The sequence below is a fragment of the Streptomyces sp. NPDC002787 genome (assembly GCF_053592095.1).
This window is the reverse complement of the sequence record NZ_JBSFVC010000011.1, coordinates 259,577-279,727: the sequence shown is the minus strand read 5'-3', so window position 1 is coordinate 279,727 and position 20,151 is coordinate 259,577. Positions and strand designations below refer to the sequence as shown.

Sequence of the window (20,151 nt, the reverse complement as noted above, 5' to 3'; positions counted from 1 at the left end):
CGCAGTTCCCCGCGCCCCTGAAAAGCAGGGGCTGCGCCCCATGCTTTCCAGGCCCGCAGGGCCTGGGCCTTTAGGGGCGCGGGGAACTGCGCGACCAGCCACGAACCGGCCCGCAGCCCGCGACCGGCGGTTACCCGGCAGACGAAACGCGGCATCGGCTTCAGCTCGGCGCGGCGGTCACGCCCCCCAACCCGCCTGCTCCCCACCCACCCGCTCCTCAACGATCTTCGAGGCCCACCCGGACCGCCGGTACGCCTCCATCGGCTCGGGGTCCAACCCCATCTCCTCCCGCACCTCACGCAGCAACGGCCGCACATCCGTGTTGTACGCGTCCATCACCACGGCGTTGGCCTCCAGCACATCCCCGGCCTGCTGAGCGGAGCGCAGCGCGTCCCGGTCCACCAGCAGCGCCTTCGCCGTGGCCTCCTGCACGTTCATCACCGACCGGATGATCGCCGGGATCTTCGCCTCGATGTTGTGGCACTGGTCGAGCATGAACGCGACCTCGGGAGTGAACCCGCCCCCACGCACGACCTCGTACATGATCCGGAACAGCTGGAACGGGTCGGCGGCGCCCACCATCAGGTCGTCGTCCGCGTAGAAGCGCGAGTTGAAGTCGAACGCCCCGAGCTTCCCCTCCCGCAGCAGCGTCGCCACGATGAACTCGATGTTGGTCCCCGGCGCGTGGTGCCCGGTGTCGACCACGACCTGCGCCTTCGGCCCGAGCTTCAGGCAGTGGGCGTAGGCCGTGCCCCAGTCCGGCACGTCGGTCGTGTAGAACGCCGGCTCGAAGAACTTGTACTCCAGCAGCATCCGCTGGTCGTCCCCGAGCCGCTGGTACACCTCGGCCAGCCCCTCGGCCAGCCGGTCCTGCCGCTCACGGATGTCGTCCTGGCCGGGATAGTTCGTACCGTCCGCGAACCACAGCTTCAGATCGCGCGACCCGGTCGCGTCCATGATGTCGACGCACTCCAGCAGGTGGTCGACGGCCTTGCGGCGCACCGCCGCGTCCGGGTGGCAGATGCTGCCCAGCTTGTAGTCGTCGTCCTGGAAGGTGTTGGAGTTGATCGCGCCGAGCTTCACACCCCGCTGCTCGGCGTGCTTCGCGAGCGCCGCGTAGTCCTCGACCTTGTCCCAGGGGATGTGCAGGGCCACGGTCGGGGCCACGCCGGTGAACTCGTGGACCTTGCCGGCGTCGTCCAGCTTCTCCCAGGGGTTGCGCGGAACACCCCGTTGGGCGAACACCTTGAAGCGGGTTCCGGAGTTTCCGTACGCCCACGACGGCGTCTCGACGGCCTGGGTTTTGAGGGCGGCCTTCACCGCGGCGAGCTCGGTCACGTCAGGGCTCCTACCGGCTTTGATGTCTGAAACGATTCAGAACGGGAAACTATGAGCGGCTCGCCGGACTGTCAACCCCCCAGGTCAAGACCGCTATCCGTGACCCGGTTGTGACCTCATCCATCGAAAGAATTTCGACCGAAACCCATTGACGTGACCTGCGTGCGATGCCTAACGTCCCGGCAACCAAGTTGAAACCTTTCACGACGCAGTGAGGCAGCCTCTCGCTAGCCACCGGCCGTCGTCGAGGAGCCTCCATGACCCACCGGTCCGACAAGGGTCCGGCCCCCGTTCTCGCTCTGAAGGGCATCTCCAAGTCCTTCGGCGCCGTACGCGCCCTGCGAGACGTGTCCCTCGAACTGTTCCCGGGCGAAGTGCACGCACTCGCCGGGGAGAACGGCGCGGGCAAGTCGACCCTGATCAAGAGCCTCGCCGGGGTGCACCGACCGGACTCCGGTCAGGTGCTCCTCGACGGTGCGCCCACGGTCTTCCACGGCCCGGCCGACGCCCGGGACGCGGGCATCGCCGTGATCTACCAGGAGCCCACGCTCTTCCCCGACCTCTCGATCGCCGAGAACATCTTCATGGGCCGCCAGCCCCGGCGCGCCCTCGGCCGCATCGACCACAAGGCCACGCACACGGCGACCCTCGCGCTGATGCAGCGGCTCGGCGTCGAACTCGACCCCGACCGCCCGGCGCGCGGCCTGTCCATCGCCGACCAGCAGATCGTCGAGATTGCCAAGGCGCTCTCCTTCGACGCCCGCGTCCTGATCATGGACGAGCCGACCGCGGCCCTCACCGGCAGCGAGGTGGCCCGGCTCTTCGGCGTCGTCCGCACCCTGCGCGAGCAGGGTTCCGCCGTCCTCTTCATCTCCCACCGTCTGGAGGAGATCTTCCAGATCTGCCAGCGGGTCACCACCCTGCGCGACGGCGCCTGGATCTCCAGCGAACCGATCGACGGCATGACCGAGGACGACCTGGTGCGCCGCATGGTGGGCCGCGACCTCGACGAGCTGTACCCCAAGCAGGAGGTCGAGCCCGGCGAAGTCGCCCTCAGCGTCCGCCGGCTGACCCGCGAGGGCGTCTTCACCGACGTCTCCTTCGACGTCCGCCGCGGCGAGATCGTCGGCCTGGCCGGCCTCGTCGGCGCAGGACGTACGGAGGTGGCCCGCGCCGTCTTCGGCATCGACCGCTGGGACGCGGGCGAGGTCTCCCTCGACGGCCACGCGCTCACCAACGGCGCCCCCTCCACCGCCATGGCCGCCGGGCTCGCCCTGGTCCCCGAGGACCGCCGCGCCCAGGGCCTGGTGATGGACATGTCCATCGAGCGGAACATCGGCCTCACCGGACTCCGTACGACCGTCAGGGCCGGCCTCGTCGACCGCGGCGCCGAACGCAGCCGCTCCCTCGACTGGGCGGTCAAGCTCCAGGTGAAGTACGCCCGGATCGCCGACACCGTCAACACCCTGTCGGGCGGCAACCAGCAGAAGGTCGTCCTCGCCAAGTGGCTCGCCACCGGGCCGAAGGTGCTGATCGTCGACGAGCCCACCCGAGGCATCGACGTCGGCACGAAGGCCGAGGTGCACCGCCTCCTCAGCCAGCTCGCCGCCGACGGGGTGGCCGTGCTGATGATCTCCTCCGACCTGCCCGAGATCCTCGGTATGGCCGACCGCGTGCTCGTGATGCACGAGGGCCGGCTCACCGCCGAGATCCCTCGCTCCGAAGCCACCGAGGAATCCGTGATGGCCGCAGCCACCGGGAGGGCCGCCGCATGACGGTGACCACCCCTCAGAACACCCCCGTCGCCGAGGTGCCCAAGTCCAGCGGCACCCGGCTGGTGGACCGCGTCTTCAAGATGCGCGAACTCGCCATCCTGGTCGTGTTCCTGGCGATGATCGTCGTCACCCAGCTGGGCAACAGCGAGTTCCTGACCGAGCAGGGCATCAAGGACCTGCTGCTCAACGCGACCATCCTGGTGCTGGTCGCCGTCGGTCAGTCCCTGGTCGTCATCACCCGGAACGTCGACCTGTCGGTCGGTTCCACCCTCGGCATCAGCGCCTTCGCCGCCGGTACGTATCTCCAGGGCGGCGGGAACGCGGTCGTGGCCGTGGCCCTGGCGGTCCTGCTCGGCATCGGCTTCGGCCTGCTCAACGGCCTCCTCGTCAGCCTCGGCCAGGTGCCCGCGCTCGTCGTCACCCTCGGCACGCTCTACATCATCCGGGGCATCGACTCCATCTGGGTCGGCTCCCGGCAGATCACCGCGGCCGACCTGCCCGACGGCTTCATCGACTTCGGCTCCGGCGGCGTCTCCGCGGTGCCGTACCTGGCGCTGATCGCCCTGGCGGTGCTGGTGGCGACCGCGTACTACCTGAAGCACTTCGGCAGCGGCCGCGAGCTGTACGCGCTCGGCTCCAACCCCGAGGCCGCACGCCTCGCCGGCATCCCGGTCCGCAAGCGGATCCTCGTCGCCTACACCTTCTGCGGCGCCCTCGCCGGCCTCGCCGGAGCGCTGTACCTTGCCCGGTTCGGCAACGTCGACTCCGGCACGGGCAACGGCTACGAACTGACCGTCGTCAGCGCGGTCGTGGTCGGCGGCGTCGTCTTCACCGGCGGCTCCGGCAGCGTCTACGGCGCGGCCCTCGGCGCCCTGCTGCTGACCTCCATCAACAGCGTGCTGCCCGCCCTCGGCGTCAGCTCGGTGTGGGTGCTCGCCATCAACGGCATCCTGCTCATCCTCGCCATCGCCGTGGACCGTGTGGTCGCGCTGCGGGTGGCGACCGCCCTGAAGAAGAGGAACGCCCGCCATGGCTGACTCCACGTTCTCCCGCGCGATCCGCTGGGACACGGTCGTCGGCGCCCTCCTGATCGTTGTGCTCCTGCTGTCCTTCTCCACCGTCGACGGCTTCGGCAACGCGCTCAACCTGTCGTTCCTCATCGGCAACACCCTGCCGATCGCGCTGATCGCCCTCCCGATGACCCTGCTCGTGGTCTCCGGCGAGATCGACCTGTCGGTCGCCTCCACCGCCGGACTCTCCGGCGCGGTGATGGGCGCCCTGTGGAACCAGGGCATGACCATCGAGACGATCATCCCGATCTGTCTCGCGCTCGGCGTGGTCTGCGGACTGATCAACGGCCTGCTGGTCACCAAGCTCGGCCTGTCCTCCCTCGCCGTCACCATCGGCACCCTCGCCGCCTACCGGGGCGTCGCACAGATCGTGCTCGGCTCCGACGCGGTGACCGACTTCCCCTCGCAGTACCTGGACTTCGCGGCCGGCCGGATCGGGGACAGCTTCGTCCCGCAGGCCTTCATCCCCTTCCTGGTCCTGCTCGTGATCGCCGTGATCGCCCTGCACGCCACCCCGTTCGGGCGGTCCCTGTTCGCGATCGGCGCCAGCGAGGAGGCCGCACGCTTCACCGGCATCCGCGTCAAGCGGCAGAAGCTGATCCTCTTCACCGTGACCGGGCTCATGGCCTCCCTCACCGGCATCTTCTGGGCCCTGCACTACGCCAGCGCCCGCTACGACAACGCGACCGGGCTCGAACTCTCCGTCATCGCCGCCGTGTTGCTCGGTGGCATCGACTTCGACGGAGGCAAGGGGACACTCGGCGGCGCGATCGCCGGCGTGTTCCTGCTCGGCACCCTGCAGAACGTCATGAGTCTCCAGGACGTCTCCGCGCAGTCGCAGATCGTCGTCACCGGTGTCCTGCTCGTGCTGTCCGTGCTCGGGCCCCGGGTCGCACGGCAGGTCGGTCTCGCTCGGGCCGGACGAAAATCCGTGCTCGGAGCCGCCGGCGGCTCCGCGAGCGGCTCCGCCGGAAAGACCGTTTGAAAGCTGCCGGTCCCCTGTGGCTGGTCGCGCAGTTCCCCGCGCCCTCGAAGACAAGACAAGGCGCGTCACATCACTCCTCCTCGCAAAGGAACCCTCGTCATGCGTAGAGCAACCCTCCGTCGCTCCTGTGCGGCGCTCGCCGCCGTCACCTCCCTCGCCCTCGCCGTCACCGCCTGTGGCGGCACCACGAAGAGCGACGTCAAGGACGACTCCGCCGGCGCGGCGGCCACCGGCAAGGCCGACCCGAACGCCGAGCTGAAGAAGGGCCTGACCGTCGGCTTCCTGCCGAAGCAGGTCAACAACCCGTACTTCACCTCCGCCGACAAGGGCGGCGAGGCGGCCCTGAAGGAGCTGGGCTCCAGCTACAAGGAGGTCGGCCCGTCCAGCGCCACGGACACCTCCGGCCAGGTGAACTACGTCAACACGCTCACCCAGCAGCAGGTCGACGCGATGGCCGTCTCCGCGCAGGACCCGGGTGCCCTGTGCACCGCGCTCAAGCAGGCCATGAGCAACGACATCAAGGTCGTCACCTACGACTCCGACACCAAGCCGGAGTGCCGCAACGCCTTCGTCTCGCAGGCCAGCGCCGAGGACCTGGGCCGCACCGAGGTCCAGCTGCTCGCCGAGCAGATCGACTACAAGGGCGAGATCGCGATCCTGTCGGCCGCGCAGACCGCGACCAACCAGAACACCTGGATCGAGTTCATGAAGGACGAGCTCAAGCAGGACAAGTACAAGGACATCAAGCTCGTCAAGGTCGCCTACGGTGACGACGACGCCCAGAAGTCCTTCCAGCAGACCCAGGGCCTGCTGCAGGAGTACCCGAACCTGAAGGGGATCATCTCCCCGACCACGGTCGGCATCAAGGCGGCCGCCCAGTACCTCTCGGGCTCCAAGTACAAGGGCAAGGTCATGCTGACCGGCCTCGGTACCCCCAACGACATGCGCAAGTACGTCAAGGACGGCACGGTCGAGGCGTTCGAGCTGTGGGACCCGGCGAAGCTCGGCGAGCTGGCCGCCCGTACCTCGGTGGCGCTGGTCTCCGGCCAGATCACCGGCAAGGAGGGTGAGACCTTCACCGCCGGCGACATGGGCGAGTACACCATCGGCAAGGACGGCGTGATCAGCCTCGGCAAGCCGACCGTCTTCAACAAGGACAACATCGACAAGTTCAACTTCTGATACCTGGAGGGGTGTTGATGAAGCGCGTGTGCTTCCTGCTGAAGGTCAGGGCGGATCGCCTCGACGAGTACCGCGAGCGGCACGCCGCCGTGTGGCCCGAGATGCTCGAAGCGCTCTCGGCCACCGGCTGGCACAACTACTCGCTCTTCCTGCGCGAGGACGGCCTGCTGGTCGGCTACTTGGAGACGGCGGACTTCGAAGCCGCTCTGGCGGGCATGGAAGCCACGGACGTCAACGCCCGCTGGCAGACGGAGATGGCGCCGTTCTTCGAGTCGCTGGACGGCGCCCGCCCCGATGAGGCCATGAAACCGCTCACCGAAGTGTTCCACCTGGACTGATCCCCCCGCTGGTCCCCCCTCCCCTCCCTCCCCGCCCCTCGCTCGACAATGGAGTCCCCGCGATGAAGAGACGTACGCTGCTCGGCGCCGCACTCGCCGGTGCCGTGGTGACCCCCGCCCTCGGCGCCACCACCGCCCGGGCCGCCGACCCCGGTCCCTCGGTCACCCAGACCGGCAACACGCTGCTCGACAGCCAGGCCATCTTCTTCGTCTCCTACGACGGCCTGGTCAACAACAATGCGTTCCAGAAGAACGCTCTGCTGACCTACAAGGGCTACCAGTACGCCGTCTGGTACACCGCCGACCGCAACGCCGTCGTCGGCCGCCGCGTCCTCGGCTCCAGCACCTGGTCCACCGTCAAGGTCGGCCACACGCTGCGCTACAACGACTCCCACAACGTCATCTCCATGGGCGTCTCCAAGGTCGACGGCCGCCTCCACCTCAACATGGACTCCCACAGCGACGGCTTCACCTACGTCAAGTCGGTCGCCGGGCTCCTGGACAACCCGGCCGGCCTGAGCTGGACCACGAGCCGCTTCGGCGCCCCGCAGTCCACCCTCGACGGGCTCGCGCTCACCTCGCAGTTCACGTACCCGCAGTTCATCTCGATGCCCGACGGCAAGCTCCAGCTGAGCTACCGCGCCGGCATCTCCGGCAACGGCCGCAACGCCCTCGCCGAGTACAACGGCACCTCCTGGGCCAACCTCGGCGAGTGGACGTCCTCCACCGGCACGTACACCAGCGAGCACGGCTCCAGCACGGCCCGCAACATGTACCTGCACGGCATCGACTACGACCGCAACGGCCGCCTGCACGCCATGTTCACCTGGCGTGAGCAGAACGGCGCCGTGATGTGCAACGGCGGCGGCATCACCAACCACGACACGGGCTACGTCTACTCGGACGACCTGGGCCGCACCTGGCGCAACAACGCGGGCGCCGTCGTCGGCACCACCGGCGGCTCCGACCGGGTCTCCGTCACCGACGCGGGCCTCGTCGTGGACGCGCTCAACCCGGACCACTCCCTGATGAACCAGGAGAGCCAGTGGACCGACTCCGCCGGCCGACCGCACGCCATCATCAGCTACGTCCCCGGCCGCTTCGGCCAGTGCACCACGAACTACGTCGCCGACCGCACGGCCAACGGCCGCGCCTTCCTCGTCCGCAAGAGCTCCTCCGGTGCCTGGGCGAAGACCGAGATACCGGTGCCGCTGAACTCCAGCCAGCGCACCAAGCTGGTCATGGACAAGTACAACAACGCCTACGCGATCTTCCCGTTCGGCCGGATCGCCGGAGCCTCGGCGGCCTCCGGGCACACCGACTGGAAGATCCTGTTCGACGGCTCCGGGCTCAACGCCTTCGGCGAGGTCGTCTTCGACGAGAGCCGGATCGCCCAGGACAACGTCCTGTCCGTGATGTACCAGGTGAAGTCGAGCGGCACCACACCGTCGGCGCTCCGCGTCATCGACTTCGCCCTGCCCGCCTGATCCCTCGTACGACCGTACGACGGGAACGTTCCCGCTGCTGACCGGGTCATTTCCACGGAGGCCCGGCGGTAATGTGAACGCATGCCCGCCGCTCCGCACCTTCCTGGAGGTCCCCGCCCCATGGCCCAGTCGGTGGGTATCAAGGACGTCGCCGCTGCCGCCGGAGTCTCCGTCGGCACGGTGTCCAACGTCATCAACCGGCCGGACTCGGTGGCCTCCGGGACCCGGGCCCGGGTCCAGGCCGCGATAGACCGTCTCGGCTATGTCCGCAGCGAGTCGGCGCGCCAGCTGCGGGCCGGGCGCAGCCGGATCATGGGGCTGCTCGTGCTCGACATGGGCAACCCCTTCTTCGTCGACGTCGCGCGCGGTGCCGAACGGGCCGCGCGCGACGCCGGACTCGGTGTGATGGTCTGCAACAGCGCGCAGAGCGCGGGTGAGGAGTCCGAGTACCTCTCACTCTTCGCCGAACAGCGGGTGCGCGGCGTGCTGCTCACCCCCGCCGACGCGACGGGACGCAACATCGAGGCGTTCCGCCGCCACGGCATCCCCTTCGTCCTCGTCGACCGGGTCGCCGAGGGCACCACCGAGTGCTCCGTCTCCGTCGACGACGTCGCGGGCGGCGCCCTCGCCGTACGGCACCTGGTCGACGCGGGCCACCGTTCCATCGCGTACGTCAGCGGACCGGCGGGCCTCAACCAGGTCCGCGACCGCCGCACGGGTGCCCTGGGCGCCCTGCACGAGGCGGGGCTCGGCCCGGAGGCCCTGCGTGAACTGCCCACCGAGCGCCTCGACGTGGCCGCCGGCCGGGACGCGGGCGCCCGCCTCCTCGGCCTCGCCGACCGCCCCACCGCCGTGTTCTGCGCCAACGACCTGCTCGCCCTCGGCGTGCTCCAGGCCATGTACGCGGCCGGCGTGAGCGTCCCCGACGACCTTGCCATCGTCGGCTACGACGACATCGAGTTCGCCGCCGCGGCCGCCGTCCCCCTCACCTCCGTACGGCAGCCCGCCGTCACCCTGGGCGCCCTCGCCGCCGAGCTCCTCCTGGAGGAGACCGAGGCCGAGACCGCCCCCGTCCCGCACGAACACCGGCGGGTCGTGCTCCAGCCGGAGCTGGTGGTACGACGCTCCAGCCTCTCTGCACGCTGAGCGTCACCCGGCGCACCGGACACCGGCAGTCGGCCGGAGCCCTACCGCGGGTGGAAGTTGAGCCGCTCCCGGACCACCGGGAAGTGCGCCTTGGCGAAGTTCGCGGCCATGGGGAAGTTCCCCCGGTCCGTCGCCGCGCTGACGAACCCGGCGCCCCGCTCGACGAGGAAGTGGGTGCACTCGGCCAGGAGGTCGTAGGCGTAGCCGTGTCCGCGCTGTTCGGGCAGGACGCCGATGAAGCCGATGGTCGGGCCGGACGGGTTGTGCGCCGGGATGTGGATGCCGACCGGCTCGCCCTGCGGCGTGGACGCCACCTGCCACCACTCGCGCGGTGACGGGCACCACCGGAAGAAGTCCAGCTCCTCCTGGGCCGCCTGGTCGACACCGCCTTCCTCGATGGCCTTCAAGGCGTGGGCGTCGAGGGTGGCGGAGTGGATGCGGCGCAGTGCGTCGAAGAACACGGCGTCGTCCGGTTCCGCGCGGAACACCAGGCGTCCGGGCCGCTCGGGCAGCCCATGGGTGGGGGTCCAGCGATACAGGAACCGCTCGACCAGCAGTTCGTAGCCCGCTTCGCGTACCGCGGCGAAGCGCGTCTCGGCGGCGGCGCGGGCTGCGGGGTCGTCACGCCAGTCGGCGGGCAGGTTCAGCTCGAGCTCGACCTGCCAGGGGGAGCCGCGCAGGAGCTCGGCTCCCGCCTCCTCCTCTCCCTCGGCCACGTCGAACCAGTTGATGTTGACGGGCTCGGTGTCATCGGGGCCGCTCCACCAGGCGCCGCGGGCGACGACCCTGCCGTCGCGCAGGGCCACGCGCTTCCAGTCGGGGCGGTGCCGGGTCAGCCGGTGCGCCTCACGGGCGCCCAGCGGGTCCGGCAGGGTGTCGAAGAGATGGGCGTCGCTCTCGTCGAGCGCGCGGATGACCAGATCGGTCATGGATTCCTCCGGGATACGTGCGTGCGTCAAGCGCTCCCGGTCGGATCAGACGAGGCACGCCGGGACGGGAAGGGAGCGCTGAAATGGTGTGAACTGCACGGCTCTGCCCTCCTTCCGTCGGTCTCGGGGCGTGGCGTCACACGCTACGGGACCATCCGAGGACTCGTCCATCGATTAATGATCGGCTTACTGACCCCGGATTCAGCGGGAATTTCTTGATCCACGGGGTCGGCCGGGCGAACAATGTGTGCTGGACTGGAGCACGGCCTGGAATCCGTACGTTCAAGGAGACTTGTTGTCCGTCAGCTATCGGCAGCCCGGTGTCGTCCTCACCGACCGCCGCTTCGCCGTCCCCCTCGACCACGACGACCCGGCGGGGGAGCGGATCGAGCTCTACGCCCGTGAGGTCGTCGCGAGCGACAAGACGGACGCCGGACTGCCCTGGCTGGTCTATCTGCAGGGCGGCCCCGGCTTCGGAGCCAACCGTTTCATCGGCCGTGAGGCCTGGCTGGAGCGGGCCCTGAAGGAGTACCGGGTCCTGCTCCTGGACCAGCGCGGCACCGGCGCCTCCACCCCGGCCAACCGCCAGACCCTTCCGTCGCGCGGCGGCCCCGCCGAGCAGGCCGGCTACCTCGCCCACTTCCGTGCCGACTCCATCGTCCGCGACTGCGAGGCCATCCGCCCCGAGGTCACCGGCGGCGCCCCCTGGACCGTCCTCGGCCAGAGCTTCGGCGGCTTCTGCGCGGTCACCTATCTGTCCCTCGCCCCCGAGGGCCTGAGCACCGCCGTCATCACCGGCGGACTGCCCTCCCTCGACGCGACCGCCGACGACGTCTACCGGGCCGCCTACCCGCGCGTCGAACGCAAGGTCGCCGCCCACTACGCCCGCTACCCGCAGGATGTCGAGCGGGCCCGGCGGATCGCCGAGCACCTCCTCCAGCACGACGTGGTCCTGCCGAACGGCTACCGGTTCACCGTCGAGGCGTTCCAGTCGCTGGGCAATCTCCTCGGCCGAAGCGACGGCAGCCACCGGCTGCACTTCCTGCTGGAGGCCGCCTTCGTCCGCACCCCGGGGGGACCCGCCCTGTCCGACTCCTTCCAGGAGGAGGTCCAGGGGCTGCTGTCGTACGCGGGCCACCCGCTGTACGCGCTCCTCCACGAGGCGTGCTACGGCCAGGACCCGGGCCCCACGGACTGGGCGGCGGAGCGGGTGCGCCGCGAGTTCCCGCAGTTCGACGCCGCCAAGACGCTGACCGGCGACGGCCCACTGCTGTTCACCGGCGAGTCCGTGCACCCCTGGATGTTCGACAACGACCCCGCCCTGCGCCCGCTGCGCGAGACCGCCGAGAACCTGGCCGAGGAGCGGGGCTGGCTCCCCCTGTACGACCCGGAGCAGCTCGCCGCCAACGAGGTCCCGGTAGCCGCCGCGATCTACCACGACGACATGTACGTCGACACCGCCCACTCCCTGGCGACGGCCCGCGCCATCCGGGGCCTGCGCACCTGGGTCACGGACGAGTTCGAACACGACGGTGTGCGGGCCGGGGGACCGAGGGTGCTGGACCGGCTGCTGGCGCTGACGCGCGACGAGGTGTGACGTCGGCGCCGTCGCCTAGTATGTAATGCATGCTTGGCAATAGTGACCCTTACGAGTTGAGTGTTGGTGTGCCCTCCGTCGAGGTCTTCCGCCGTCTGCGCACCGATGCCGGTCTCTCCGACAAGGACCCCGAAGCCGTGGCCCTCGCGCTACCCCACACCTGGCACGGGGTGATACTCCGGCACGCGGGGGAGCCCATCGGAATGGGCCGGGTCATCGGCGACGGCGGTACGGCGTTCCAGATCGTCGACATCTGCGTGCACCCCGCCCATCAGGGGCGCGGCCTCGGCAAGCGCATCATGGCCGCGCTCACCGGCGAACTGGAGCGCCGGGCCCCCGCCACCGCCTACGTCTCCCTCATCGCCGACGGCCCCGCCCGCTTCCTGTACGAGAAGTTCGGCTTCGCGGACACCGCCACGCACGACTCGATCGGCATGTACCGCGTGATGGAGGGGAGTTCGGGGGTCAGTGGGGGCATGGGCCTGCTTCCCTGACCTCCCGGTGCGCATGGCCGGGCGCGGGACGGAGGCAGTCACACGTCGTTGTCCGGGGGCACCGGATCCGGCCCTGACAGCCGCAGCAGCGGCCCGCTGGGCGCTGCCGGGGCGTCTGACGAGTATCGGACATACTGCCGGGTGGCCTGGGCCAAGACCCCCGGAAGGATCTCGGCGAACGCCTTCAGGGTGGGTACGCCGTTGACAGCCGACCAGGTCTTGCCACGGCGCCCCTGTTCCAGCAGCAGCGGCAAGGTGTCCTCCAACTCCTCCCGGAGCCGTTCGCCCTGTTCACCGCGGCACTGAGTGTCCAAGCGGTTCCAGGGAACGATCGCACAGACCCAAGGCTGTGCGGCCGAGTCGAACAGCTTGAGCCGACGCCGCCGCTCCCGGTCGAGCAGGGCCCACCGGTCCACCAACAGGATCGTGGGTCCGCTGGTTGGGGTGGCCTCGCCCGCGGATCGCAGGTCGTGCTCACTGCCCGTCGTCGGGCTCCCCGAGGGCAGGTCCAAGTCGTCGAAGTCCGACACGGTGACGCGGTAGTCGAGCGAGCGGATCAACTCCTCGGCCAGCAGGGCGAGCGGCCGCCTCGACTCGCTGTGGTAAGGGGTCCAGTCCGTGGCGCCCTCACCGTACGGTGAGGCGTCCCGGCCCTCCGGCAAGGCGTGCCGAGTGGGCGCCGCCACGATCAGCCGAACGCTGGTGGGGTTCTCGCCGGGCGGTCGGAATGCGCTGTGCGTCGACTCGTAGGGCCGGGGCCGGCTCGACGGCAGTGGGGTGTTCTCGGCGACCTGCACGATCCGTTGGGCGAGGCCGAACACGATCTCCTCGTACTCGTCCCGCAACCGCTTGATTTTGATCAGCCCGTAGAGCCCGTACGACGAGTAGCGCTCCCCGAAGTCGGAGTGCGCGATCTGGAGGTGCCGCGCGGACTCGGGAAGTCCTCCGAGGTCCATGCCGGTCCACAGCACCGGGACGATGGCCGGGATGTCCCCGTAACCGGCGTTGCGGGCCTCCCGGATGCGCTCGCTGAAGGCGAACCACTCACGCCCGCAATTCTCGCTGGAGAAGTAGCGGCGCGAGTACAACGGGACGAACACCCGGCAGCGCGCAAGGTTCTCACTGAGCCGGTCTGGCCAGCCCTCCCCGGACCGCATCTCCCGGTCCAGGAACCCCACGGGTGTCCCCTGCGGATGAGCGGTGAGGTGCAGGACGTCCGCGCACAGATCCTTGAACAGTGTGTGCACCCAGTGGTCGGGATCGCTGTTGCCCGGCCCCGGGGACGGAGTGTGGGCGTAACTGAGGAAGAAGTAGGGCCGGTTGTCCACCGAAGCGGATGTCGCCCTCGGAAGGGGCTGCGGAGGGATCGGTCGTTCCCTCTCCTCCGGCTCCGAGTCGGCGTCGGGTATGGTCGGATCGCCTGTCGGCAGCCCCAGCAACTCAAGTGTCCGGCCTGACAGTTGCGCGAACGGTTGGGCAGCCGCCGGCAGTTCCGCGCGGCCGTCGGAGTTCGGCACCACCGCCGGCAGTCGTCCGCCCCAGCCGTCCTGGGACGCCACATGGCGGCTCAGCGCCCTGTTGATGCGCCACACCTCATGTTCGGCGAGTTCGCTCTGCAATCGCCGCTGCACGGTCTCCGGCGGGCTCATCTCCACGACGTCGCCGTCGCCCGGGCTGAGGGTGAAGAGCCCGCTGGTGAGCAGCTCGGCGATGTCGGAGACAGTGGCTTCGGGTACCAGTTCCTGCCGGATGAGATGGAGCAGGCGGGTGCTCAGCCGGTCGAACGTGGAGCACAGCACGGCCAGGCGAGCAGCCGGCGGCGAGGCTGTGTGCAGGAATCCTTCTGTGGCGACAACTCCGGGCCGCTGCCGGGGCCGTCGTTCCGTCCGTCCACCACGCGGTACGAGTACCGCGGAATTGCCCTCGGGGGCCGTGCGCATCAAGGCGCACGACCAGCGGCTCAAGGAGTGCGGGGACAGGGAGAAGACCGGGATGGGGAGCCAGTTCCCGTCTTGCCCCTCCCCCTCGCCGTCCGCGTCGCTCTCGTCCGGCAGTACCGGCGGTTGGAAGAGCAGCCGGGCGTTGGGCGGGCCCGGGGCGGTGGCGGTGACGCGGGTGGAGGGCAGGTCGAGGCCTGTTCTGCGCCAGAGTTTCGTCGGCAGCGGGTTGAGTAGCGCGACCGGGGCCATTTGGGCCCAGTCCCGCAGTTGACGCCACACCGCGGTGCCACGCCATCCGGGAGCCGCGCAGTCGGAGACGACCACGACCAGCCGACGACCGTCCGGAGAGCGCAGCTGACGGGGGGAAGTCAACCGGCCCTGCTTGTCGCGCAGTTCGAAACCACCGTCGCGGAAGCGGAGTTCGCGCAAGTGGAGGGTCCGGAAGGCACCTAGCCGGTCCAGGACTGCGGTGAAGTCCATGACGGTCTCCCGCCACACCCCCATCGCCGGCGAGCGGTCCAGCACCAGGACGAGATCGAACCATCTTTCGGGTGCGGGGGTGAGTACCGGGAGCAGTTCGCCGCTGCGGGCGTAGCTGTCCACGGTGGCATCGACGTCGAGGACCGATCGGCGTCCCTTGGGCCATCGCCGTTTCCATGGGCGCAGCGCGCGGGTCACTTCAAGTGTCCTCGGCAGGCCGGGGGCATGGGCGGGTGTCACCGCGTCGCCGCGCATCGTGATCGCTGCTCCGGCGAGGCGCTCGTGCAGGTCGTTCCCGTGTTCCTCGGACTGCGACCCGGGTTCGTCCTTGGCCTGTCCGTCGGCGGGCGCCGCCCCGTGGGAACGGCTCCGCGTCCGCCCGCCGGCGTCTTCGGCGGGCATGTCCATCAGGGATGCCAGCCAGAGGCACTCGGCGATGGCTGTGCCGTCGAGCTCCGGTGCGGCGGCGTTGAGCGCCGCCACCACCCGGGCGAGCGGGCCCCGTGCCGAGGAGCTGCCCCGGTCAGGCACGGGACAGCTCGCGCAGCACGAGGGACAGGACCTCCTGGTCGTCCTCTCCCGTCGCGAGACTGCCGCCGGTCAGCAGATGCACCGCGTTCAGAAGCTGGTCGATCGCGAGGCTCTCGCCCGCGGCGACCCGGTCGACGAACGTCTGGATGACGGTGTCGACGGCCTGTGTCCCGTCGCTGTCCACCTCGATCCGCAGATGGGCCTCGACGATCCTGCGCAGCGCGTCCACGGTCGGCTTCGGCATGGTGAACCGGATGCAGCGGCGGAGAAACGCCTGCGGGAAGTCACGCTCGCCGTTGCTCGTCATGACGATGAAGGGGAACCGGTCGCACTGCACCCGGCCCCGCACCACCGGGCTACGGGCGTCACTGCCCCATTCCCGGACCTCGACGAGATCGCTCGCGTACCGCGCGAGTTCGGGGATCTCGAACTCGCCGCGTTCCAGGACATCGAGCAGATCGCTCGGCAGGTCCAGATCGCTCTTGTCGATCTCGTCGATCAGCAGGGCACGTGGGTGTTCGGTGGGAAGCAGCGCCGTCCCCAAGGGCCCCAGTTGCAGGAAGGGCGCGATGTCGTCGTCGCCGTCGCGGCCGGCGAGCCGCTGAGCGTGGATGCGGCCCAGGGCGTCGTAACGGTAGAGCGCCTCTGTCAGTGTGCTGCGCGATGTGATGTGCCAGCGCAGCACGTCACCGAGGTTGAGTTCCGCCGCGACCTGCTCGATCACGGTGGACTTTCCCGAACCCGCGGCCCCTGTCACCAGCAGCGGCCGGCGCAGCATCAGCGCGGCGTTGACGGCCCGGATGAGTCCGGGCGGCGGTTGGAATTGCTTGTGCAGGGCCTGCCGGGGAAAGCTCCGCCACGGTGGCGGTTCGCCGAGATCGACGTCGCGTGGCGTGCCGTCACCGACGTAGAAGGGCTGCCAGGTCATGCGGAGTTCTCCTCCTCGGTGGTGAACTGCTCGAACCGGTCGCAGAAGTCGAGCCACTCGATGTCGTGCCACACGGTGCGCCATCGGGCCAACTGCTCCCGGCCATCGGGTTTCCCCGGTACCCGCTGTCCCCAGCTGTGCCGGTACGCCTCGCAGAACTCGGCGGGCAGTAGATGCCAGTACTGGTCCAAGGTGTCCCGGAACCGCTCGGGCGTGCAGTCGTCGGCGCAGGGCCACAGCACGATCGGGGCGTAAGCCAGCAGTACCTCCATCACCTGCTCGAAGCGTGGCGGCCTGTGTTCGAGGGCGATGGCACGGCGAAAGGTGTCGTTGCGGAGCAGTTTCCTGAGTTCGTGCGCCTCTGCGGTCTCGGGCTCGCCGAGCCAGTCGACCGGCGCGGTTCCTGTCGCGGACGCCCTCATCGCCGCCAGTTTCGTCCGGGCCCGCTCATTGATCCACCACAGGTGGTCGGGCGGGCACAGCCGCTCGCTCCAGCGCAGTACGACGTCGTACGCGACGCCCATCAGTTCCCCGAAGTCGGTCTCCTCCGGGCGCCAGCGCAGGAGGAGCGCGGCGGAGGCGGCGATCTCCACGCGCCGCAGCCGTGCGCCGATGCTTCGCGCCCGCGCCGAGGCCCATCTCAGCACGGTGGCGAGCCGCTGCTCGACACCGACCTGGTCGGGCGCGCAGGCGAACTCACGATGCGCGTGGACCTCTCCGCCGTCGAGCAGCCAGGCGTCGAGGCTCTCGGGCCATTCACCTGCGACAGCGGCATGCAGGCTGACGACCAGACGCAGCCTGGTCCTGCTGCCACGCTCGCGCAGCGACTCGAACGCGTCGCTCAGTTCGACCTCGCATCCCACCGCGTGCGCCCAGGAGGCGAGTTCCCCGTGGTCCTCGGTCAGGGCATCGTCGACGGCCAGCGCGGCGACGAAGGTCGCCAGGGGAGCCGTGCGCGCCTCGTGCAGACGTGGCGCCCGCAGGCGCAGAAACTCCACAGCGTCCCGCAGCAGTTCACGTCCCGATGTCTCCGGTGGACGAGCGGTCACCCGTTCCGAGGCCGACGACAACGCGCGGCGCAGCCGCTGCGAGGTCGGTCGGCAGCCGGGCCATGACGTCGTGAGCAGTTCGACCGTCCGCAACCCGTCCAGGATGCCTCCGACGACGCGCAGCGCCCAGGCGAGTTCGGCGGCGTTGCCCGAGGAATGCTCCGGCAGTGCGTCCCGCAGCCGCTCCAGGGCCCGGGCGTCGGTCAAGGGCGCCGAGAGCAGGGCGGAGCATCCCAACGGAGCGAGCGCCAGTTCCAGTTCCTCCGAGGCGACGGGCCCGAGCAACGGTGCGGTGGGCAAGGGATGGCGGCCGTTGCGCGCCAGCCAGGGCCTGTCGCCGAACTGTGCCCCGTCGTACTCGACCAGCCGCGCGTCCTGCCCCGGCACCGCCGCCCGCACGGCACCGAGGACCGCGGTGGGGTACAGGAACTCACCGCCGCCGCGGATGCCCCGTCGCAGTATCTCCGTGACACCGCGGGAGAAGGAAAGACGATAGGCGGTCTGCGCGGCGCCGACCCCCATCAGCAGCGAGAGCCGCGTCGCACCTTGCCGGACCCCGGCGTCCAGGGCTTGCAGATCGGGGGTGGCGCCACCCGCGTGGCATGTGTCGACGAGAGCGATCACCCCGGGCAGCCCGGGCGTCTCCAGCGCCTGTGTCAGTAACGCACCGACGTTCACCGCCGTGGCGATCTCGTCGGGCTGGGAGTCGCCCGCCATGAGGTAGAGCGTGGGGTTCTGCCCGGGGGTGATGCCGTGGCCGAGGAACGCGACGACCAGTACGGCCTGCTCCCGGGCCGCGTGCTTCGCGGCGGTTCGGACGGCCGCCTCGATACGTGCCTGGCTGACGGACACGCCGTAGAGCAGCGATGCCTCAGCGCCGGGGCTCCCTGAACAAACTCCCCTCCAGTGGTCGACGAGCAGATCGCGCAGCGACAGGGCCACGCCCTCCAGGTCATCCAGCAACCCCAGTTTCGGGCACTGCGGAGCGACGACGAGGGCGTGCCGAAGCGGAGTCGGAGCGGTCATGCGCGGGTGGCCGTCTCGATGGCCTCGACGATCCGGCCGGCCACGGCGGGCTGGGCGAGGTACTTGACCACCGGGTGCACCGACAGACCGTCCGAGTCCACGCGTCCGCTGACTGGCTTCACCGCACGGTCGTTGGGTCGTACGACCTTCTCCAGCGGCGGGCCCGCCGTGATCAGATCGTCGCGGTCCCAGTGGTCCAGCCATCGCTCGACGGCGAGGGGCGCCTGGAGGGGCTGTGGTCGCATTCGGGCGCCCACCGCCGAACGGAGTCCCATCGGCGAGCCGAGCGTGACGAAAAGCGGGACGGGCCCCCGGTGGGCGTGCAGCGTCTCCATGGCCACGACCGTGCCCAGTGAGTGGGCGACGACGATCGTGGGGCCGGTGGGGTCGAGGGTCTGCTCGACACGACGCCGTATGCGGACGTCGAGCGTCTGCCCTTCCCCGTCGGCCTCCGCCCGGCGCAGATAGCGGGCCACCTGACGAAGGTGGCCGACCATGAGCCCGGCGCTCGCCCATCCGCCGACGGCTCGGAACCCTGGCAGGCTCAGCAGGGTGTTGGCGGCGCTCAGTATCTGACGAGCGGCTGCTCCCGGCCCCTGGGCCGCGCCCTCCTGCGCGAGTTGGGCTCGCGCGTGGCGCAGGACCCGCTCCTCTTTCACGCCCACCGATCCGGCCAGCCGCTCGTCCAGGGCTTCGCACAGCAGGAGCCCGACGAGGACGGTTTCCTCGTCGTCCCCGTCGAGTGCCGCCCCTTGCGTCTGGGACGGGCCGAACAGGTTGCCGTAGTAGGCGAATCGCGCGTCCGCCGCCCAGCCCTGAGTCAGGTCCAGAACGCGACGCGAGTGACCTGCCGTACGAGCCCCCTGGGCCAAGGCCCGCAGCCAGACGTCGAGTTCGGTGACGGAATCCCGCGGTCCCCCGATGCCGTGCACGAACACCAGACGCGGCCTCATACGCACCCCCGCGAACCACCGCCCAGGCAATACCTGACAAACCATCCTACGCGTAACTTGCCCAGAGATCACAGTGCTTGCGCGGGTGGCCACCTTTCGCGCGGGGCCGGTACCCGGGTCTAATGTGCCGACATGACCGACTCTCGGCAGGATCCCCCGGCGCAGCTCGCGCCCATGCCCGACGACTGGCGGCGTGCCCTCGCCGTCGTGGCCCATCCGGACGATCTCGAGTACGGGTGCTCGGCGGCGGTCGCCGCGTGGACCGACGCGGGCCGTGAGGTCGCGTACGTGCTGGCGACCCGCGGCGAGGCCGGCATCGACTCGCTGGAACCCGCGCGGTGCGGCCCGCTGCGGGAGCGGGAGCAGCGGGCGAGCGCGGCCGTCGTGGGCGTGTCGGAGGTCGAGTTCCTCGACCACGAGGACGGCGTCGTCGAGTACGGGCCCGCGCTGCGCCGGGACATCGCGGCCGCCGTCCGCCGGCACCGCCCCGAACTGCTCATCACCCTCAACCACCGTGACACCTGGGGCGGCGTCGCCTGGAACACCCCCGACCACGTGGCGGTGGGCCGGGCGACCCTGGACGCCGCCGGGGACGCCGGGAACCGCTGGATCTTCCCCGAGCTCGTCGACCAGGGGCTGGAGCCCTGGGACGGCGTCCGCTGGGTCGCCGTCGCCGGCTCCTCCAGCCCCACCCACGCGGTCGACGCCGGCCCCGGTCTGGAGCGCGCCGTCGCCTCCCTCCTGGAGCACCGCACCTATATCGAGGCGCTGACGAAGGAGGACCCGGAGACCTACGTCCGCGACTTCCTCACCGGGTACGCCGACAGCGTGGGCGAGCGGTTCGGCGGGAGGCCCGCGGTGGCCTTCGAGGTGTTCCCCCGGTGACGGGCGGGGCCCGTGGCG

Annotated in this window: 16 protein-coding genes; 10 read left to right on the top strand and 6 right to left on the bottom strand. The window is 70.0% G+C overall.

Annotated features, from left to right (window positions below; all coding sequences use genetic code 11):
- Positions 1–177: 177 nt before the first annotated feature.
- Positions 178–1,338 carry an L-rhamnose isomerase gene (gene rhaI, locus ACWD26_RS17760; protein WP_451270984.1) on the bottom strand — a complete coding sequence of 387 codons (1,161 nt, stop codon included), beginning with the start codon at positions 1,336–1,338 and terminating at the stop codon, positions 178–180.
- A gap of 257 nt (positions 1,339–1,595) precedes the next feature.
- Here rhaI and ACWD26_RS17755 point away from each other — a divergent pair, with 257 nt between their 5' ends.
- The 7 genes from ACWD26_RS17755 (at position 1,596) to ACWD26_RS17725 (ending at position 9,321) form a co-directional block, all read left to right on the top strand.
- Entirely contained in the window at positions 1,596–3,113 is a 1,518-nt protein-coding gene (locus ACWD26_RS17755; RefSeq protein WP_451270982.1) for a sugar ABC transporter ATP-binding protein, read from the top strand.
- Positions 3,110–4,150, top strand: coding sequence for an ABC transporter permease (locus ACWD26_RS17750; RefSeq protein ID WP_451270980.1), 1,041 nt, complete (start codon positions 3,110–3,112; stop codon positions 4,148–4,150). Before ACWD26_RS17755 ends, ACWD26_RS17750 begins: the two co-directional genes overlap by 4 nt.
- The gene (locus ACWD26_RS17745) at positions 4,143–5,168 is read left to right on the top strand and encodes an ABC transporter permease (protein WP_451270978.1); all 1,026 of its coding nucleotides are present in this window, start codon (positions 4,143–4,145) and stop codon (positions 5,166–5,168) included. Before ACWD26_RS17750 ends, ACWD26_RS17745 begins: the two co-directional genes overlap by 8 nt.
- 99 nt (positions 5,169–5,267) lie before the next feature.
- Entirely contained in the window at positions 5,268–6,350 is a 1,083-nt protein-coding gene (gene rhaS / locus ACWD26_RS17740; RefSeq protein ID WP_451270976.1) for a rhamnose ABC transporter substrate-binding protein, read from the top strand.
- Between the two features lie 17 nt (positions 6,351–6,367).
- Positions 6,368–6,688 (top strand): L-rhamnose mutarotase, encoded by a 321-nt coding sequence (locus tag ACWD26_RS17735; protein WP_451270974.1) that lies wholly within the window; start codon positions 6,368–6,370, stop codon positions 6,686–6,688.
- A 62-nt stretch (positions 6,689–6,750) separates the two neighbouring features.
- Positions 6,751–8,175, top strand: a complete 1,425-nt coding sequence (locus ACWD26_RS17730) for a BNR repeat-containing protein (protein ID WP_451270972.1) — start codon at positions 6,751–6,753, stop codon at positions 8,173–8,175.
- A gap of 120 nt (positions 8,176–8,295) precedes the next feature.
- On the top strand, positions 8,296–9,321 hold the full coding sequence (locus tag ACWD26_RS17725) for a LacI family DNA-binding transcriptional regulator (protein ID WP_451270970.1): 1,026 nt from the start codon (positions 8,296–8,298) through the stop codon (positions 9,319–9,321).
- A gap of 41 nt (positions 9,322–9,362) precedes the next feature.
- On the opposite strand, the gene ACWD26_RS17720 is transcribed toward ACWD26_RS17725, so the two are convergent.
- Complete coding sequence (locus tag ACWD26_RS17720; RefSeq protein ID WP_451270968.1) at positions 9,363–10,250, bottom strand: GNAT family N-acetyltransferase; 888 nt, start codon at positions 10,248–10,250, stop codon at positions 9,363–9,365.
- A 295-nt stretch (positions 10,251–10,545) separates the two neighbouring features.
- Between ACWD26_RS17720 and ACWD26_RS17715 the strand changes: the two genes are divergently transcribed.
- Both ACWD26_RS17715 and ACWD26_RS17710 read left to right on the top strand, forming a co-directional pair.
- A complete protein-coding gene (locus tag ACWD26_RS17715; protein ID WP_451270966.1) occupies positions 10,546–11,847 on the top strand; it encodes an alpha/beta fold hydrolase in 1,302 nt (433 codons plus the stop codon).
- 29 nt (positions 11,848–11,876) lie between these two features.
- A complete protein-coding gene (locus tag ACWD26_RS17710) occupies positions 11,877–12,341 on the top strand; it encodes a GNAT family N-acetyltransferase (protein WP_451270964.1) in 465 nt (154 codons plus the stop codon).
- A 38-nt stretch (positions 12,342–12,379) separates the two neighbouring features.
- Here ACWD26_RS17710 and ACWD26_RS17705 read toward each other — a convergent pair whose 3' ends face one another.
- From ACWD26_RS17705 to ACWD26_RS17690, 4 genes are read right to left on the bottom strand one after another with little or no spacing between them, the layout of a single operon-like run.
- Positions 12,380–15,292: a TIR-like protein FxsC gene (locus ACWD26_RS17705; protein ID WP_451270962.1), complete on the bottom strand. Its 2,913-nt coding sequence runs from the start codon at positions 15,290–15,292 to the stop codon at positions 12,380–12,382.
- Positions 15,285–16,220 (bottom strand): AAA family ATPase, encoded by a 936-nt coding sequence (locus tag ACWD26_RS17700; protein ID WP_451270960.1) that lies wholly within the window; start codon positions 16,218–16,220, stop codon positions 15,285–15,287. The genes ACWD26_RS17705 and ACWD26_RS17700 overlap by 8 nt, the downstream gene beginning before the upstream one ends.
- Positions 16,217–18,295: a vWA-MoxR associated conflict system protein gene (locus ACWD26_RS17695; protein WP_451270958.1), complete on the bottom strand. Its 2,079-nt coding sequence runs from the start codon at positions 18,293–18,295 to the stop codon at positions 16,217–16,219. The genes ACWD26_RS17700 and ACWD26_RS17695 overlap by 4 nt, the downstream gene beginning before the upstream one ends.
- Positions 18,292–19,248 (bottom strand): alpha/beta hydrolase, encoded by a 957-nt coding sequence (locus ACWD26_RS17690; RefSeq protein ID WP_451270956.1) that lies wholly within the window; start codon positions 19,246–19,248, stop codon positions 18,292–18,294. The genes ACWD26_RS17695 and ACWD26_RS17690 overlap by 4 nt, the downstream gene beginning before the upstream one ends.
- A 132-nt stretch (positions 19,249–19,380) precedes the next feature.
- Here ACWD26_RS17690 and ACWD26_RS17685 point away from each other — a divergent pair, with 132 nt between their 5' ends.
- The gene (locus ACWD26_RS17685; RefSeq protein WP_451270954.1) at positions 19,381–20,133 is read left to right on the top strand and encodes a PIG-L deacetylase family protein; all 753 of its coding nucleotides are present in this window, start codon (positions 19,381–19,383) and stop codon (positions 20,131–20,133) included.
- Positions 20,134–20,151: the final 18 nt, after the last annotated feature.